This window comes from uncultured Nostoc sp. (genome assembly GCF_937863485.1).
Lineage (GTDB): Bacteria > Cyanobacteriota > Cyanobacteriia > Cyanobacteriales > Nostocaceae > Nostoc.
The window spans coordinates 1-18455 of the sequence record NZ_CALMFY010000209.1; the positions used below are offsets into that span (position 1 = coordinate 1).

At 42.8% G+C, this 18455-nt stretch carries 14 protein-coding genes and 2 pseudogenes; 6 read left to right on the plus strand and 10 right to left on the minus strand.

All coding sequences use genetic code 11. The annotated features are described in order from the left end of the window. Positions 1 to 232 precede the first annotated feature (232 nt). Both Q0541_RS28080 and hemJ read left to right on the plus strand, forming a co-directional pair. Positions 233 to 1084, plus strand: a complete 852-nt coding sequence (locus Q0541_RS28080; RefSeq protein ID WP_298919036.1) for an alpha/beta fold hydrolase — start codon at positions 233 to 235, stop codon at positions 1082 to 1084. 198 nt (positions 1085 to 1282) lie between these two features. Then, on the plus strand, positions 1283 to 1864 hold the full coding sequence (gene hemJ / locus Q0541_RS28085) for a protoporphyrinogen oxidase HemJ (RefSeq protein ID WP_298919039.1): 582 nt from the start codon (positions 1283 to 1285) through the stop codon (positions 1862 to 1864). Positions 1865 to 1960: 96 nt separating this feature from the next. On the opposite strand, the gene Q0541_RS28090 is transcribed toward hemJ, so the two are convergent. Further along, positions 1961 to 2869 (minus strand): peptidoglycan-binding protein, encoded by a 909-nt coding sequence (locus Q0541_RS28090; protein WP_298919042.1) that lies wholly within the window; start codon positions 2867 to 2869, stop codon positions 1961 to 1963. Positions 2870 to 3246: 377 nt separating this feature from the next. Here Q0541_RS28090 and Q0541_RS28095 point away from each other — a divergent pair, with 377 nt between their 5' ends. The 3 genes from Q0541_RS28095 (at position 3247) to Q0541_RS28105 (ending at position 6181) form a co-directional block, all read left to right on the plus strand. Then, positions 3247 to 5724 carry a COR domain-containing protein gene (locus Q0541_RS28095; RefSeq protein WP_298919045.1) on the plus strand — a complete coding sequence of 826 codons (2478 nt, stop codon included), beginning with the start codon at positions 3247 to 3249 and terminating at the stop codon, positions 5722 to 5724. Between the two features lie 118 nt (positions 5725 to 5842). Continuing rightward, positions 5843 to 6043, plus strand: a complete 201-nt coding sequence (locus tag Q0541_RS28100) for a hypothetical protein (RefSeq protein ID WP_298919048.1) — start codon at positions 5843 to 5845, stop codon at positions 6041 to 6043. 9 nt (positions 6044 to 6052) lie between these two features. After that, positions 6053 to 6181 (plus strand): hypothetical protein, encoded by a 129-nt coding sequence (locus tag Q0541_RS28105; protein WP_298919051.1) that lies wholly within the window; start codon positions 6053 to 6055, stop codon positions 6179 to 6181. 202 nt (positions 6182 to 6383) lie between these two features. Here Q0541_RS28105 and Q0541_RS28110 read toward each other — a convergent pair whose 3' ends face one another. The 5 genes and pseudogenes from Q0541_RS28110 to Q0541_RS28130 form a co-directional block, all read right to left on the minus strand. Continuing rightward, entirely contained in the window at positions 6384 to 8102 is a 1719-nt protein-coding gene (locus Q0541_RS28110; protein ID WP_298919054.1) for an NAD+ synthase, read from the minus strand. A 53-nt stretch (positions 8103 to 8155) separates the two neighbouring features. After that, positions 8156 to 8350 (minus strand): annotated as a pseudogene (locus Q0541_RS28115) (chorismate mutase); the annotation flags it as partial. 130 nt (positions 8351 to 8480) lie between these two features. Then, on the minus strand, positions 8481 to 9227 hold the full coding sequence (locus Q0541_RS28120) for an NUDIX domain-containing protein (protein WP_298919057.1): 747 nt from the start codon (positions 9225 to 9227) through the stop codon (positions 8481 to 8483). Then, positions 9188 to 9787, minus strand: coding sequence for a nicotinate-nucleotide adenylyltransferase (locus tag Q0541_RS28125; RefSeq protein WP_298919079.1), 600 nt, complete (start codon positions 9785 to 9787; stop codon positions 9188 to 9190). Before Q0541_RS28125 ends, Q0541_RS28120 begins: the two co-directional genes overlap by 40 nt. Positions 9788 to 9791: 4 nt before the next feature. After that, positions 9792 to 11279 carry a nicotinate phosphoribosyltransferase gene (locus Q0541_RS28130; RefSeq protein WP_298919060.1) on the minus strand — a complete coding sequence of 496 codons (1488 nt, stop codon included), beginning with the start codon at positions 11277 to 11279 and terminating at the stop codon, positions 9792 to 9794. A 450-nt stretch (positions 11280 to 11729) separates the two neighbouring features. On the opposite strand from Q0541_RS28130, the gene Q0541_RS28135 reads away from it, so the two are divergent. Beyond that, the gene (locus Q0541_RS28135; RefSeq protein WP_298919063.1) at positions 11730 to 11879 is read left to right on the plus strand and encodes a nicotinate phosphoribosyltransferase; all 150 of its coding nucleotides are present in this window, start codon (positions 11730 to 11732) and stop codon (positions 11877 to 11879) included. Between the two features lie 355 nt (positions 11880 to 12234). Here the strand turns inward: Q0541_RS28135 and Q0541_RS28140 are convergent, their stop codons facing one another. The 4 genes and pseudogenes from Q0541_RS28140 to treY all read right to left on the minus strand — a co-directional run. Then, the gene (locus Q0541_RS28140) at positions 12235 to 12879 is read right to left on the minus strand and encodes a DUF938 domain-containing protein (RefSeq protein WP_298919066.1); all 645 of its coding nucleotides are present in this window, start codon (positions 12877 to 12879) and stop codon (positions 12235 to 12237) included. Positions 12880 to 12951: 72 nt separating this feature from the next. Further along, positions 12952 to 13236: pseudogene (locus Q0541_RS34645) on the minus strand (BrnT family toxin). A gap of 78 nt (positions 13237 to 13314) precedes the next feature. Continuing rightward, on the minus strand, positions 13315 to 14847 hold the full coding sequence (locus tag Q0541_RS28150) for a trehalase family glycosidase (protein WP_298919072.1): 1533 nt from the start codon (positions 14845 to 14847) through the stop codon (positions 13315 to 13317). A 786-nt stretch (positions 14848 to 15633) separates the two neighbouring features. Beyond that, a partial coding sequence (gene treY / locus Q0541_RS28155; protein ID WP_298919075.1) for a malto-oligosyltrehalose synthase occupies positions 15634 to 18455 on the minus strand: 2822 nt, incomplete at its 5' end.

Here is an 18455-nt window from a genome sequence, read left to right on the forward strand (position 1 = left end):
GCCCAATACAACTCTTCTCTACGAGAGGCTGCGCCAAGGAGAAGCTGGCGCTTAGGGCGTAGCTATGCCGCAAGCTTTACGACGCCGACTCCATCGAGCGACTTGTACTGAGCGCAGTCGTTGGCGCAGCCTCTCGAAGAGAAGCAAGTCGAGATGCTTAGTACAAGTGCCTAATGCCTAATGCCCCATACCCAATGCCCCATGCCCAATGCCCAATCCATAGGAAAATAGCGTGTCAATAACAGAACATAAAATCAATGTAGATTCACTGGAATGGTTTTATCGCGAATCTGTACCAATCGGTAGAACTGACTTAGCGCCTGTGTTGTTGCTACACGGCTTAGTTTCACAAAGTTATAGTTGGCGTAATATTATACCTGCCTTAGCGAATCAGGGTACAAGAGCGATCGCTCCAGATTGGATTGGTTATGGCAATTCTTTAAAACCAGAAAAACGAGATTTTGCTTACACTCCCGATGCTTTTATCACAGCTTTAGAAGGATTTATCAAAGCCCTAGAAATTGAACATTTTTCTTTAGTTGTACAAGGCTTTTTAGGTTCTGTAGGACTACAATATGCCTTGCGTCACCCAGAACAAATTGCTAATTTAGCTATCTTAAATACACCAATTTCAACTGCTGCTAAATTACCCTGGAAAATTAAACAAATGGGTTTACCTTTGGTAGGTGAAGTCATGACCCAAGACCCCCTATTAGTTGACCGGACGCTAGAAGGTGGTAGCCGTTATCGCATCGGAGATAAGGATTTAGATATTTATCGCAAACCATTTTTGAAAGCTTCTGCATCTGGTCGAAGTCTCTTATCAAGTATTCGCAATTTACAACTTGATTCAGCAATGACAGAAATCGAATCTGGCTTTAAAGAATGGCAACAGCCAATTCTGATTCAATGGGGGATGATTGACCCTTGGTTATCTGTAGACATTGCCCAAAATTTTACAGATTCTGCACCAAATGCCGAATTAATAAAACTTAATAACGTCGGACATTATCCTCAAGAACACTACCACGAGGCGATTTTGGAAGACCTTTTACCCTTTGTGCGTCGTAAAAATACACATTGACAATATCTCTTTGGCAAAAATCGATATTATAAAAATGAAACCACAGATAAACACAGATAATTCATCGGTATTTATCTGTGGTAAAGAAATAAGTTCTGGATCTTTGCTAGATTTATAAATGTTATCCCGCCTGCATTTGTGAACTTTTTATTACCATTAAAAATGCATCACAACCACAAATAAAGGAGATTAAGACTCATGGCTTATTCATGGTTTAAAGCCTTTCATATTGTCGGATTTGTAGTCTGGTTCGCTGGTTTGTTCTACCTAGTACGTCTTTTTATCTATCACGTTGAAGCTAATCAAGAACCTGAACCAGCACGAACGATACTGAAAAATCAGTATCAAATTATGGAAAAGCGCCTCTACTCTATTATCACTAACCCAGGAATGTTCGTGACGATCGCAATGGCTATCGGTTTATTAAGCACTGAACCGGACGTTTTAAAAGAGGGTTGGTTGCATATCAAACTGCTGTTTGTTGCCATTTTAATTGGTTATCATCATTACTGCGCTCGGCTGATGAAGAAGTTAGCAGTAGATGAATGTGGCTGGAATAGTCAGCAATTACGTGCTTTAAATGAAGCACCTACAGTTATGTTAGTAGCGATCGTCCTGCTGGCTGTATTTAAGAACAATCTACCTACAGATATCGCTGCCTGGGCTATTTTTGCCATGATTATTTTGATGGCAGTCACTATTCAGCTTTACGCCAAAAAACGCAGGCAGGATAAAGAGAAGCTGACGGCAGAAATAGGGCAACCACAAGAACAAAGTTAGACAAAGTTGCTATCTCACACAAAGTAGGGGCACACAGATGTACGCCCCTGCCACACATTGCATCACGATGACAACCGCTCCTAATTACCTATTACTTCATCCTGGAAACTTTTTGAGTAAATCATCCCCAGGAATCACGGTAGTGTAAAAAGTATATTTGTGATTAGCGACATAACGACGGTCTTGTTTAACAATCGCCATAAACTCTCTATGTCCCTCACGGGTACGTCCCACTAAACAACCCGCGCTAGCAAGGCGAATATCATTCCGGGGAAAATCAAAGCCGTAGTGTTGATTCACATAAAAATCATTACCTGTATCAAGTTTGTCGCCAGTCCGTTTAAAATCTTTATTAAAATCTCTACAAACAGTTATATCTCCAACTTGCACTAATGCTTCGTGAGGCTCTGCTGTGCCGTGGATACCAACAGCCCAAGCTTTATATTGTCCAAACTGAATCCTAGCTGCTCCTTTGGGATTCATCGGATTATAAGTGTAGTACTTCCCTGGTTCTGTAGTAGCTTCCCAGTGATCTACGATTTTGGGAATACCATTTACTACTTCAATGACAATCCGCCGATCATTAAATTGATTGGGTGTATCACTGTTGAGCTTCCAGTCTGCATCTATACCCTCTACATAAACAATGTTATATTCTTTGGGATTGGTAAATACCTGATAACCTTTGGATTGCAAGTATTTCACAATCCTGCTGGCGATATCATTGCCTAGTTTTAAGGGGGGTTTAGGAAGATCATCTATTTTGGTTTCAATCAGTTTTTTGGCTGTGACTGCTCCTAAAAAGTCACTCTCTCCAGTCTTTGTTAATTCTTGAAATTTTTTGAGAGATATCACAGAAACAGGGCCAAATTTCCCATCGGCTGGAGGTTCTAGCAAACCTAAGCCGATTAACAATATCTGAATCTGACGAGCCAAGTCTGCATCTTGTGCGATCGCATCAAATGACCATTTTTCCTCTTTTCCCAAGAAATCTTGTAGTTTCATTATGCACCTATCTTCATTTACTTATTTCTAAGTATAAACATCACTTTAAAAATTGATATTGTCTGAAACTATACTCTAAACTGCAATATAACGTTACAATTTTTACTATTAGTTTATGATTCAGCACCCAAAATTCACAGATATAACACTGAAGAAAAAACTATTTATTGGCGATATATATTAAATTTTTTTCCGTAATATGGTTCGAGTTCAGAGGCTGAATGGTGAACGATTTCGTAGGGGCATAGGAGTCTGCAATTATCGCACATTGCCTCAATGCAATCCTTGATACAGGCTAGATTATTAATTAGCTCAATTTCTCTGCTGCGCGTCCAAGCAGCAACTCGTCGTCAGGCATCGCCTCTGTAAAACCCGAAATGACTAACGAAGAACTGCTGCAAATTATTGAACAAGCTGTCACAGACAAGGTGACAACATTAAAGCTTTTTGGCAAAGACTTAACAAAACTTCCACCGGAAATTGGGCAACTCACCAACCTGCAAACCCTCTACCTCGACAGTAATCAACTGAGCAGTCTGCCACCGGAAATTGGCCAACTCACCAACCTGCAAACCCTCGACCTCACCTTTAATCAACTGAGCAGTCTGCCACCGAAAATTAGGCAACTGCCAAACCTGAAAAAACTGGATCTTCGTAGAAATCCAGTCCCCATTCCACCAGAGATTTTGGGGTGGAAGGATTTATATGAAGATCCCGGCGATGTGAATGAAATTCTCGATTTCTATTTTCGGGTGCAAGATCCAGCCGAAACAGAACCCTTCTACGAAGCAAAATTCTTGATTGTTGGTGAAGGGGGAGCTGGTAAAACTTCTTTAGCCAAAAAAATCAAAGACGAAACCTACGAACTTCAACAAGATGAGGAATCAACTGAAGGCATTGAGGTGATCCAATGGCACTTTACACAACCCAATGGCAAAGATTTTCGTGTCAATATCTGGGATTTTGGCGGTCAGGAAATCTACCATCAAACCCATCAGTTTTTCCTCAGCAAGCGTTCTCTATATGCCTTAGTTGCCGACACTCGCAAAGAAAACACTGGTTTTTACTGGTGGCTTAAGGTTGTCGAACTCTTGAGCGACAAAAGTCCAGTTTTTATCATCAAAAACGAAAAACAAGACCGTCAGTGCGAAGTCGATGGGGGCCAGTTACGAGGAGAATTTGACAATCTCAAGGAAATTCTGCCAACCAATTTAGATACTAATCGCGGTTTAGCAGAGATTAAAAAAGCTATTCAGCTTTACATCAGTAATCTTGACCATGTTGGTACACCTTTACCAAAACTCTGGGTAAGAGTCAGAAACGCCCTAGAGAACGATTCCCGAAATTACATCAACCTCGAAGAATACTATACCCTTTGCCGAGTCAATAATTTAACTGACCGTAAAGACATGCTGCGCTTGAGTAGCTATTTACATGACCTCGGCGTTTGCCTCCACTTTCAAGACGATTCTACACTCAAACACTACGTCATTCTCAAACCGGAATGGGGGACAACTGCCGTTTACAAAGTTTTGGACAGTCAAACTGTCAAGCAAAAGCTAGGTTGTTTTACCAAGGAAAACCTCAAAGATATTTGGAAAAGCGGCGAATATGCTGATATGCGAGATGAACTCCTGCAATTAATGATGCGGTTCAAGCTTTGCTACGAAATCCGCGATCGCCATGACATTTATATTGCGCCTCAATTGCTTTCCATTGAAAAAGCTGATTATACCTGGGACGATCGCAACAACCTTATCCTGCGCTATACCTATACATTCATGCCCAAAGGCATCATCACCCGCTTTATTGTCGAGACGCACCCTTCGATTGAACAGCAAAAACTCGTTTGGAAAAACGGTGTTGTTCTCAACAAAAACGAAACTCGCGCTGAAGTCATTGAAAACTACAATCAACGGGAAATTAAAATTCGTGTAGCCGGAAACCGCAAAAAAGAATTGATGGCAGTCATCACCCATGAACTCGAAAAGATCCACAACTCTTACGAACGTTTGCAATATCAAACCCTAGTTCCTTGTAATTGCGAAAAATGTGAAGGAAGTCAAACTCCTTATAGTTATCCTCTGAACGAACTGCGTGATTTCTTAGATCACAGTGCTTACCTGATTCAATGCAGGAAAAGCTTTCAAATGGTAAATGTCCGCAGGTTAATTGATGATGTCATGTTCCAATCCGATAGACCAGATAAAGAACTCAACCCCCAGGTTGCACAGTTGCAAAACGAACTGGAACGAAAGCGAGATGAATCATTGACGCATCGATTACAAGATAGCAATCAAAAGCAAGTATTTATCTCCTACACTTGGCGGGATGAACAAAGCAAACAACTTGTAGCAAAGATAGAGCAAGCATTTGAAGCCAAAGACATCAAAATTATTCGTGATACCAATGCAATTGGCTATAAAGAAAGATTTAAAGAATTCATGCAGCGTTTGAGCCGTGGCAGATGCGTAATTTTAGTAATCAGCGACCAGTATTTGAAATCAGAAAATTGTATGTATGAACTTGTTGAAATTTCTAAAAATGGGAATTTATATCAGCGAATCTTTCCTATTATTTTAGCAGATGCCAATATTTTTAACCCTATTAAAAGAATTAAATATATTGAGTACTGGGAAGAGAAAATCAAAGAGTTAAACGCAGCGTTGAAAAAAGTAGATGCAGATAATTTGCAAGGATTTCGAGAAGATATTGACCAATACAGAGAGATACGTAGCACGATCGCCAAACTTACCGACCTGCTGAGAGACATGAATACTCAGACTGAAGATATTCACAGCGAATCAGAATTTGAGAGATTGGTGAACGCGATCGCACAGCGTTTAGATGAGTAAAAATAACCTATTGATTAAGCTCAGAGGTTGAGCAATGTCTCCGAGAAGCTAGACTTACGCCCTTTTAACTCGACAATTTGTGTTCTGAGGTGCAAGCTTTAAGTTCAAAAGTGGAATAATGAGGGTTAAAGGTGCAACTTCGAGGATAAAAGGTGCAACTTCGAGGATAAAAGGTGCAACTTCCAGGATAAAAGGTGCAACTTCCAGGATAAAAGGTGCAACTTCCAGGATAAAAGGTCAAGCGATCGCTCTTTTAACTCGACAACTCGTGTTCCAAGGTGCAATCTTCGAGTTCAGAGGTGGAATGATGAAGCTTTGAGATGGAGCGATGTCTCCAACGGGTTACGCCTACGCTCTTTTTGCTCGACAACTCGTGTTAAAAGGTACAAGCTTCGAGTTTAGAGGTGAAGCGATCGGATGGCAAGTTGGCTCAATTTTACGACTTAGAAGACATTGAGTTTATCTGCACGAGATAGCTTGTGCAAGGTTGGGAATAAATCTGCTGCGCTCATATCAAGTTGAATCAGCCTAATAAAAAAGATTTTACTATGCAAAACCTGTCCCTCTCCGCATCAGAGAAGGACAGACTTTAATAAAAGTTCAAGGCAGGGACAGGTTTGATAACTAATTACTTGATTCGCAGATGAGCATCTTGTCCATCACAACAAACTAAGGTTAGGTGTAGCTATGCTTTTAGTCTGGTAAGCATTTTTGACACCAACCCAGTTACTAGCAATTGGCATTCGCCAACCAGTTCCAAAGGCGCGATCGGTGATTTTCAATCCCGGCGGTGCTTGTCGCCGTTTAAATTCAGCCCGCGCCACCATTTGGATTACTCGGTCTACAATCACCGGATCGTGACCTGCTGTAACAATTTGCGCTGCTGATTGGTGGTTGTGAATCAGGCGTTGCAAAATATCGTCCAAAATTTCGTAGGGCGGTAGAGAGTCTTGATCCACTTGACCTGGTTTGAGTTCAGCGCTAGGTGGTTTAGTCAAGACGTTTTGCGGGATGATTTCATTATTGCGATTTAACCATTGGCAAAGTGAATAAACACGGGTTTTAGGAACATCTGCAATTACTGCTAACCCGCCATTCATATCGCCGTAGAGGGTACAGTAACCGACTGCCATTTCTGACTTGTTACCGGTAGATAGGAGAAGATAGCCAAATTTATTAGCGATCGCCATTAATAAATTACCGCGAATCCGAGATTGGATATTCTCTTCAGCCAATCCAAACTCTGTACCCGCAAACAAATCACCTAATGTTTGATCAAAGCCTTGCATTAACTCCCCAATTGGTAAAAGATTAGTCTTAATCCCCAAATTTTCGGCTAATGCCACAGCATCACTAATGGAATGCTCGGAACTATAAGGGGAAGGCATGAGAACACCAAGGACATTTTCTTTACCAAGTGCAGCAGTTGCGATCGCTGCTACTATTGCAGAGTCAATCCCACCACTTAAACCCAACACTACTTTAGAAAAGCGACACTTGCGAGCATAATCTCGCACTCCTAAAACCAAAGCTTGCCAAATTTCTTCATCTTCCGATTCATAGACAGGTGCTACAGAACCTAATTGAAAATCCTGTTGCGCTTCCTCAAATTCAACTACTAATAAATCGGTGTCAAAACCACGGGCGCGACAGATAATTTCACCTTGACGATTCAAGGCAAAACTATGTCCATCAAAAATTAGGTCATCATTTCCCCCAACCTGATTAACGTAAATCATCGGTTGTTGAAAACGGACTGCACTATGTCTGAGCATTGTTTCTCGAAACTGCGGCTTGCCCACAGTGTAGGGGGAAGCAGATAAATTTACAATCAAATCTACACCCAAAATTGCTAAGTCAGCAATTGGATTCACTGTATAACTCCGTTTGCCCCAAAATTCCTCATCGTTCCATAAATCTTCGCAAATAGTTACGCCAATATTGATATTATCTAGAGTGAAATAATTAGCTTGTAACCCTGCTTCAAAATAACGACGTTCGTCAAATACATCGTAAGTAGGCAAAAGTCGTTTGTGAAAAACTTGCTTAACCTTGCCATGCTCTAACAAAGCCATGCTGTTAAATAAGGTTTTACCACCAGTAATAGAGGCTTCGAGATTTTGTTCAACAGTTCCTACCAACACGGCTACATTTTGCGGTAAATCTTGAGCCAAGTTTTGTAAAGTGATGCCCATTGCTTCCACAAAACTAGGATTTAGTAATAAATCTCTTGGTGGATAGCCACACAAAGAAAGTTCTGGTGTCAACAACAAACGCACACCGCTAGATGCTGCTCGTTGTGCCGCCTCCAAAATTTTTTGGGCATTCAAAAGCAAATCACCAATTGTCTGATTAATTTGAGCGATCGCAATTTTCATTGTGGATGTTATCTTGAAGATTTTGGATTGTACAAAAGTGGCTAATTTAGCTTTTATTTAGATAGCCAATGTTTTAATTCTTCCTCAATAAAGTAGTTGACTAAATCTTGATATACTTTTTCAATTACATCTGGGCTTAATCCTGCTTCTTCAGCCCATTGTCGTCTTTGCTGCAACATAGTGTTAAACCTTTCTGGGGCTTTGACACTTGTTTCATTAGTTTTAAACTTTGCTGCGGCTTTCACGTATTCAAATCTTTTTCAAAAAATCGAGATAATTTGTTGATCAATTGTATCAATACAAACACGAATTTCTTGAAGATTAGAACAATCGTTTGGTTCTTTCATAACTTGGCATTTTTGGCATCTTAGCGGTTCATTAAATAAACACCAAAGGTTTATCTTTTAAGGGAGCAAAAGCTTCGGCGTCAAACTTATACAAACTAGCTGGACGACCAGCACCTCGTGATACCTTAATTCCGGTATCGCATAAAAAACCTAACTTGAGTAGACGCGCCCGAAAATTAGAATAATCGGAAAAGTTGTCACCTAAAACTGTGGCGTATAACTGATATAAATCATTCAAGGTGAACATTTCTGGCAAGACTTCAAAAGCCACTGGGCTATACTCTAATTTATTACGCAACCGCCCGTGCCCATAGGCCAGAATTTCATTATGGTCAAAAGCTAATTGCGGCACTTGTTTTACTGGATACCAAGCTATGCCAGTCACGCGATCGGCAATCAATTCGGCTTCTTCAAATCGCACTAGGGCAAAGTAACTAACTGATAGATAACGCACACCATAACTATCGGTTGCTTCCCGTGGATCGCGATTTGGCCCTCCAAATGTATACAGTTGTTCTAAGTAGAGATTGTTGACCTTAATTTTCTCCGCCATAATGCGATAGGCGGCATCTTCTAAAGACTCTCCTCGACGCACTAAAGTACCGGGAAGACTCCAATGATTTAAAAATGGTTCCTGCTGTCGCATTACTAGTAAAACTAACAGCCGATTTTGTGCAGTATCTACAGAAAAAATTACATTATCAACACCAACCTTGAAATCGGCCAAAGGTTGTTGGTTTAGCGAAGTTGGTATCTTTTTTTGGGAACGTCCTGGCATTCGTACAAATGCTCTCGATTAATATAGGCAACTACAGGGGCTGTGAGGGCTTTAGAATCTCCATGTTCGCGGTACGCTGTTGAGGAAACATCTAGACCGGTCAGACTAGCGATCGCAAATTTCCCTCCCAGCTTTTGCACTACCTCTGAACTAGACTCATCTATTGCATATCCCGGTCGCGGCACGATCAGTAGTTGCACTTCCTGTAACAAATCTTCAACCCGATACCAACGTGGTAGCTGACTGAGTAAATCTGAACCAATGATCAACGTCAATTCAGCGTCTTCACCCCAAGTAACCTTTGCTTTTTCCACTGTTTCCAGTGTTCTGAAGCTACTCAATTCTTGTTCCAAACTAATATTGTGCCGTGGCGCGTCTATATTCACAATCAACAATTGCAGCATTGCTGCCCGATGTTCTAAGGGTGTTTGATGGGACTTAAATGGATTATCCGCTGCCCAAACCGCTACCCAATCATAACGCTCAGACAACCAACTTAGAATTTCTTGATGTCCAGCAGTTGGTGGATCGGCACTCGTTCCAAACAAAGCAATTCTCATCATCTTACTTTGCGTCCTTCTCTACGAGACGCTGCGCGTAGCTTGCTTCTCCGTAGGAGTATGCGTCCTTCTCTACGAGACGCTGCGCGAATGCGTCCTTTGCGGTTCGTTTCTTAGTTTCTTCAGTCAACACCCGTAACCCTTCAGAAATCTCCACCTGCACAGAGACAGGATGATCCAAACGCCGTGTCTGTTGTGGCAAACTAGCAACTGAGGCGGCGGTACGCTGACGAATTGTTGCCAACGACTCCAGTGGTTGCACCCGTTCACCCTCCTGCACTACCAACTGCAACAAAGATTCTTCATCCAGAGGACTTTCACCTAAGAGTCCCAATCTATCTGCTTTTACCTTACCTCCCGTAAACGAGCGAAAAATCTGCTTGCGCCCTGGATAAGTAACCTTACCACTCGACTGCTTCATCACTGGGATACCATCAATGTCTACAAGTTTATAGACTCCATTTACAGGCGAACCTGTAACTAGTCGCGTTCCCAGTCCGTAACCATCAATTTGGGCCCCAGCGGCTTTTAACCTGGCAATTTCCCACTCGTCCAAGTCGCCACTAGCAAAAATTGGCACACCGGGAAGGAGCGATCGCACCTCTTTTGATAAGGTAACTAAATCTCCTGAGTCCAATCTCACTCCCGTTAATTGCATTTCCCCAGAATTTACTTTTTGGGCCAAGCGCTGGGCAGCAGCAACAGTATCGTAAGTATCAATCAGCAATGGCGCACCCGGAAAATATCGATGAAATGCACTAAAAGCTTGTTCTTCAGTGCCTTCTATTGCTGACAACGCCATCACCAGGGCGTGTGCCATCGTACCACTTGGCTGTTGTCCCAGTTGTAGCGCTGCTAACACATTGGAAGTGGAATCTAACCCACCTGCCAACGCCGCCCGCGCCGCCCACAAAGACCCTTGCGGACTAAATGCTCGTCTTGTCCCAAATTCTAAAAGTGTTGCTGACTCCCCCGCTACATCCCGCACCCGTGCTGCCTTTGTGGCAATCAAAGTCTGGTAATTAATCGTATTCAGGAGGTAAGTTTCCACTAGTTGCGCTTGCCAAAGGGGTGCTTCCACCCGCAACAGTGGCTGATTGGCAAAGACGGCTGTCCCTTCCGGTACTGCCCAAACATCACCCGTAAACTTTCCCTCAGCTAAAAGTGACCAAAAGCGATCGCTAGTATGAGCAAAAATTTCCGTCGCCTGTAATGCCGCAATTTGCGACGGATTAAAGCGGAATTTGGCTAAATATTCCAATGCCTGCGTCAGCCCCATTGCAATTAAATAACCAAAACCCTCTGGCAAACGTCTTACAGACAATTCAAAGCTTGCCCGTTGTTGTTCTATACCTTCGCCTGTGTAACAAGCTGCCATCGTCAACTGATAAAGATCGGTCAGCAAGCTGTAGTCATCTGCACAGAAGTTTAGTTCCTGGTTCTGCTGGCTTTGCCGTTTATGTACATAGTCCAAATCTAAGAAAGTTGTCATGCAAGAATTTCCTTACAAGATGCTTCTTCTATTTATGGTAATGTTTACCATAAATAATGTCAACTCCTAGCAGGTATATTTTATAGATTGTTGTGTAGCAGTAGATTTATAGGTAAATTAATCCAAGCTTCAGAGAATATTTAATGTTTCTTAATAGTAAAAGCTGGTAATAATGTTATCTTAACGACCGGCTAATGAAAGTAAATAATATCCTGCCAAGGCAAGTTTGTTTGCCAGCCTCTTTCCCAGACAGGATTTGGAGAAATAGATAAGTTTCAATTAGAATGAAAAAGAAAAGTTTAACTTTTTGACTAACTAAAGTATTGCGAAGTTATCTGAATAAACATTGCATATATTCTCAATATATTGAGAATTGGAGCCAGTCAAGAATATCAGCATTAGAGTATAGTTATCACAATTAAAGCGACTCGAAAAAAGGAGTCCAATATTATGGCTATTTCCAAAATCATTGCGAATATAACCCAATATATTTCTGAAGCTGCAATGCGGATTTTTGGGCCTACGGATGATGCTTATCCTACTATTGGCGTACAACCTTTTACAGGTGAGCCTTACGATAAGCGTACAGATGATACTTAGTAAATTATTGAATATCTAGCGCTTCTTAGTCGAGTCCAATAGAGACCTAACCCCCAACCCTTTCTCTAGCTTCGCGTAGCGGCACGAAGTGCGGGAAAGGGAGCAAAAATCAAAGCCTCTGACCAGAAAATAATTTGGATGCAAGCCCCTCTCTTACAAAGTTCTGATGCCTTCGGCGGAAACCTCCGATCAGACTTTGCACTAAATTTATTTATGGGGTTCTAATGAGTGACTTTTGACTTCCTCGTTCGCGTAGCGTCTGTCTGCGACACGCTGCGCGAACGCAGAGAAGGGGCTGACGCTACTTGCTTCATTTTTGTCAACATATATTAGTGGACTGGCTCTCTAGGAATTATTAATTAGCAGAACGTTCAAACACTACTGAAAGATTATTTGCTGGCATTTGGTAAGTCTGTTTCAAGGTAAGATTTTGGGCGCTAGCTACTACTACAACATCATCCAAGTTACGTACACCCCACTCTGGGTTTTGGGCGCGTAAAGATTTGTCAAAAGCTGCATTACTCACTGCTGTATGTTCTCCACCTTGTTTAAAAGGCCCATATAAATAGAGGATACCTCCTGCTGGTAAGATCCGACCTGCCCCTGCCATTAGTCCTAGACAGGCTGACCACGGTGAAATGTGAATCATATTAATGTTGACGATGGCGACAATTGGCTCCCTATTAAGCCAATCAAATGCAGGATTCTCGACTGCCCAAACTGGTTCTCTGACATCAAGCTCAAGCGGGGGATAAAGATTATAACAGCCAAAGTGTTCAGCCCATGCAGTAATGCTGGCTCGTAACTGGGGATTTGCATCTGTTGGCAGCCACGAACGAGGACTGAGCTTGGGGGCAAAAAATACTGCATGTTCGCCAGTACCACTTGCTATTTCCAATATCGTGCCACTCTTTGGCAACACTTGTAAAAGTACTTCTATAATTGGTTTGCTATTGCGCTGAGTTGCTGGTGCGTATTGTCGTGCGTCTTGTGGTGTCATCCGTATCGTTATATTTTAAATTCAGGAATATCTGAAGTATCAATCGCTGTATCAGGGATATTTTGGAGTTCTTTAAGTCGATTGGGCGAGATACTCATAGTAGGTTCTCCTTTCTTTGGGGGTGGCTTTTCGGGCAGAGATTAATCGAATTTTGCCGTTTCTGTCTGTATGGGCGACGGTAATAATTACAACGCCTTGGATTGAGCCAATACTAATTTATCGAATTTCTTCATAGTCGTAGCGTTCATCAATTGAGGTGAAAACAACACCGTCAAATATTTCTGTAGCTTCTTCAAAACTAATGCCATGTTTCTGGATATTTTGTTGGTTTTTATTTTTGTCCCATTCAAATTTCATTCAACTATACATAATCCATATAGAGTCAAGTGTAATAAATAAGATAAGAGCGTGAGTTTTTTCCTCACGCCTTTTGATTTAAACTTTTCTCCCACAGCCTGCTAAAAGTTCTAGAATGACTCCATTTGTCCAGCCGAAGCCAACTTCGTTAGAACTATATCCAAAGCAGATTTCATCGGAAACGTTGGCAGAACAGCGTTCAACATCATATTTCTCGACTAAGGTGTTGTGACGCCCGAATTCTTTCATTACCATAGCCAGGAATTTATTGGCAATGCGATCGCCTTCTGTATGATACCCATAGCGGTGAAGTCCCTGGACGGCAATTAACGTCAATGGTGCCCAGCCAAAGGGGGCATCCCACTGGTTTCCGGTGACACGAGTACTGGTAAAAATTCCGCCTGGGGCTTCAAACAAAGAGAGATTTTCCACAACACGTTTAGCTTGGGTTGGCGAAGCAATTCCCAGCCACAGGGGATAGAAGGTGGTAGCAAATTCGTAACGGCGGCGTTTTCCACTCTGGAAGTGATAGTCCAGATATAGTCCCTGTTCTTGATCCCAGAGGAACTGATCGATGCGATCGCGGCGAATATCTGCGCGATTGCTCCATTTTTGTTCCAGTTGTTCGTTCCCCAAAATATGCTTAATTTGCGCCATGTCTTGTTCAACCTGATACAGCAAACTGTTGAGGCACACAGGAGCGTAGTGGAGAATATCAGCACTGAAAGGGCCAAATCGGTTGGTGATATCAAAACCAGACTCGCGCATGGTGCGATCGCTTTTGTAAAATAGGTTGGTCAGTTGGTCAGTTTCCTGGTTGTAATAAAGACTAACGTCATAATCCTCAACTTCAAAAGTTTTATAGTACTCCTTGACGCGATCGTAGTGGCTTTTCCCCTGCTCATCCCGCTCGGAGAACACAACTTCTGGCGCGGGTCCTTCCCCAAAGGCATAGAATCTAGATAAGCCGGTTGCAGCATTCAAATGGGGCGGTACTACCCAGTAATAGTAAAATTGCTCTAGCAGCGGTACAATTGACCTTAACCACTCTTCATCCTGGGTGTGCTCGAATAATGCTAAAACCATCATGCTGAGGACAGGAGGCTGCGATCGCGACAGCATGTAAGTCCGGTTGGAATTGAGGATGATCCCGTAATTCTGCACCTGGTACAGCAGTTGGTCTACTTGGCTTTGCGCTAACTCTAATTCTCCATCGTGCAAAAGTCCCAGTAATATAAAGTAGCTGTCCCAGCCATACATTTCATTAAAGCGACCACCTGGTACCACATAAGGTCCTGGTAGGTATAGTAAACCATGCTCTTTAATCGCCTCGACTTCAGGTGGCAAAGTGCGAATTTCCAGTTGTTGCATATCCTTGGGACATAGCGATCGCTCCAACACACTTTGAATCTTGGGAGAATCTTCTAAGGGGGAAATGTAAACAATCCAAGGAGTACCTGTTTTGTGCTCTAGCTTAATATCCTTTGCAGATTGTAATAAGTGTTCGTGCGATCGCGTTAAGGTTTTCCATGTCTTTTTGATGTGGGCCCGCACGGTATCAATCTGCGTGGTAGTAAACGCTGGAGTTTGGATAGAAGATGGAGTGGTCATAGTATCATTTTCAATTTGACAGGGTGTTGAAGAGTTCGGATTTTTTACGCACAGAGAAGTATGAGCGGCGGCTTTTGCCATTGACACGGAGCGGTTTCTCGTCAGACATCTGAACTTATCCTAAGCGACACACTGCGTGAATTGTTGTAACGTAAAGGTTTTACGGCGTTTTCTCTGGGCGAGACAGATTTATTTTTTTATCGGACTTAGGCAGAATAGATCCCCCCTTTTAAGCGGAGTGGGCGCGATCTTTTCCCTACAGCCCTTCTCAAGACAGGAGACGCTCTTGCGTTCAAGCATCCTCCGGCAGGCGTTAGGCTGTGGCAATGTGAGAAGGGAAGCCACTGCCTTAACTATGCCCCGTCCAAGCGGGGGCGGAACAATTCCATTATCGTCAAGCCCCATACCCGTACAACTCTTGGAGACGCTAACGCGTAGCCTGCTTCCCCGTAGGAGTACGTCCCGCTGTTCGCTTTCGTAGTCGGGATCAGCACTGAGCGACTTGTACCGAGCGTACCTTTACGGGGAAGCAAGCTACATGCAGCATCTTGTAGAGAAGTCAAGGTAAGCCGAAGTGTCAATCCAAAAGACGCTCGTTCGCCCTTGGCGTCTCCCTTTGGGAGATGACTCGCTAACGCTACGCTATCGTCAATCCAAAATCGTCAATCTAAAATCGTCAATTCAAAATCGTCAATCCAAAATCCAAAATTGATTGACTCCCCATGAGCGACTGGCGTGGGGAGTAGGGAATCGAGGCTTCAGGTGTTTCAGTGCGTAAGTCCTGTTTTACTCGGCACTACTAACTAACAGAGCAACTGGAAAATGGGTAAGGACTGCTGCGATAGATAATGTTTCTGTAACCTCCAAAGGTTGCTGAGTTAGGACGTTTTTCCAGGTGAAAGCAGTTCCAGGGGGTAATTGCAGGTGCGTATCTTGCCAAACTGACTCGCCCAAGGGGTTGTCTCCAGGCTGGATAAGGCTAGTTAAAAAGCGAGGCGCGATCGCGATCGCAGTTTGATTCCCTTCCCGCCGCGCAAAGGCGATAATGTGATTGGCGTAGGTTCCCTGAACTTCTAGTGGCAGATAGTCACCGTCCTGGAATAATGAGACATAGTTTGTTCTGGCTTGGAGTAATTGAGCTGTTAAAAATAGTTTGATTCTGCCGTCTGTTTTGTCGTTCAACAACTCCTGAATTAGTCCGAGAATGTCTGTTTTTACTTGTTCGCGGATGGCGCTTAAGTAAGTACGTCGCTGTTCAAAATCCACGGGACGGCGATTGTCTGGATCGACTAGGCTTAGTTCCCAAAGTTCTGTTCCTTGGTAAAAGTCGGGTACGCCGGGTACGGTAGTCTTCAGCAGAGTTTGGGAAAGGGAATTGAATATACCATAGTCTGCAATTCGCTGTTGAAAAGGACGAAAGGCTTCTAGAAATTCCCCGGAGATCGAAGGGTCGAGTACCTTGTCAATAAAGGAGGTACAAGCTTCTTCATACCTGCTATCAGGTCGCAACCATGCTGTGTGGACTTTCGCTTCTCTAATTGCCTTAATTATATAGTCTTTCACCCGTTCGATGAAGGATGCATATTCATCTTCTGCAAAGGGAAACGCCCCTACTAGGGTTTGATAGATAAAATACTCATCGTTGCGATCGGGCATAGCAAACCCGTGGCGTACACCGTAGGGGTTGGTGAAGCCATCGCTACGATATCCTTGATTCATGGCGCTCCAAGTATTTACCTGCTGTTCCCACTCATCAGGGATTTCTGAGAGGACATTCAACCTGGCGCGCACATCTTCGCCGCGTTTGGTGTCGTGGGTGGCTGTGGTGTTCATTGTGTGAGGCCAGGTTGCTTGGTGCTGTTCGTTAAAGGTATGAAATTTGGCTGCTGAAATCCCAAAATGACCAGGATTACCTCCAACTTCATTCAGCGAAAGCAAGCGATTGTAAACATATAATGTGGTGTCTTCTACGCCTTTTGCCATCAGAGGCCCGCTGTATTGCTGCATCCGCAAGACAAAATATATCCACTGTTCACGTTCTGTTTGAGTCAGAGAATTATCAAACTCTAGCAGCATTAACTTTTCAATAAAGTTCAATTCATGATATAACAGGGGCGTTTGTTCTTTGGCTTGGTCAATTACTTCTTGAATGGTAGCGCGATCGCTATCTCCAATTCCATCGGGCGTAATGTATGTCCGGTAAATCGGGAACTGTGTTAAAACTTCAGCGATCGCTTTTTTTAGTCCATTCAGTGTAAAATCATTACCATAGCGATATTTGCTGGAAATATTCTTTAACAAGAGAGCCAAATTATCAATGTCTCCTGCTAAATTCTTTTCCAGGATCAGGTGCTTTTTATCCTTCACCACCGATGCATAATCTACTCTGGAGCCGATAAAGTTCTGGTATATTTTATCGAACTTCGATTTATTTTCCGTTTGACAAAATATGCCATTTACATAGTTCAAAAAGTCATATCCAGATGTCCCTTCAATTGCCCAATTTTCCGGCAATTCTTCGGTGAGTTCTAAAATCTTCTCTACCGTGATGTAAACATCCCCTGTCTTTTCCCGCAGCCTTTCGAGATACTGAATTGGGTTATAAAGTCCATCAATATGGTCAACTCTTAAACCTGTAAATGTGCCCTCTTCAACCAGCTTTTGAATTAGGCTATGGGTGTTATTAAAAACTCGCAGTTCTTCAACTTTAACGGAAATCAGTTCATTGACAGTGAAGAAACGGCGGTAATTCATTTCTTCCGCCCCAACTTTCCAATAGGAGAGACGGTAAAACTGGTCATTCAGTAAATCATCTAGAAGGTTAAAGCTTTCTGAATTGCCTGGTTCTCCGTTGAAAGTTTGGATATTTTCGTCAATGAACTCACGGATAACATCGTTTGTGGTGTAGAGTTCCCAAACCAATCCTTTAATAAATGCAATTTGGTCTTGTCGTTGTTTTCCGGCAACCTCTGAGGGCACACTTTTGAGAATATATAGAATCCCCAATAGCTTAATAAAATCGGGGTGATTGCGTCCCAGTGTGCGCGTGAGTTTACCCAGATTCTGAGTGATAAATTTTGTGTAAGACTCTAACCGCAACGGCAGTTTCAAGCTGTAATAGTTTACAGTTAAACCGTTTTGTTCATATTCTAGTTTAATGTCTCCGTTTTCCAAGGATACACCGTAGAAGTCTCCCAGTAGCGGTGCTAGGATTCGCTCTTGGCGATCGCCAAAGGGAGCATTCCAAGAAAGGTCGAAGTAGTCGGTATAGCTGGAATCTGGGCCGTATTCTAATACATCCACCAAGTAAAGGTTTTCGCTGGTATAGGCCATGTGGTTTGGCACAATATCTTGTAACCAGCCCAAACCAAGGGATTGGACTTCACCAACTAATGCATCAAAGGACTCATTAGTTCCCAGTTCTGGGTTGAGTTGATTGGCATCTACTATATCGTAGCCATGCGTACTCCCAGAGCGTGCCTTGAAAATGGGGGAAGCATATAAATCGGAAATGCCTAAATCTGCTAGATAAGCTGCGATCGCTTTAGCGTTGTCAAAGCCAAACTCAGGTGTAAACTGAATTCGATAAGTTGCGGTAGGAATTCGCA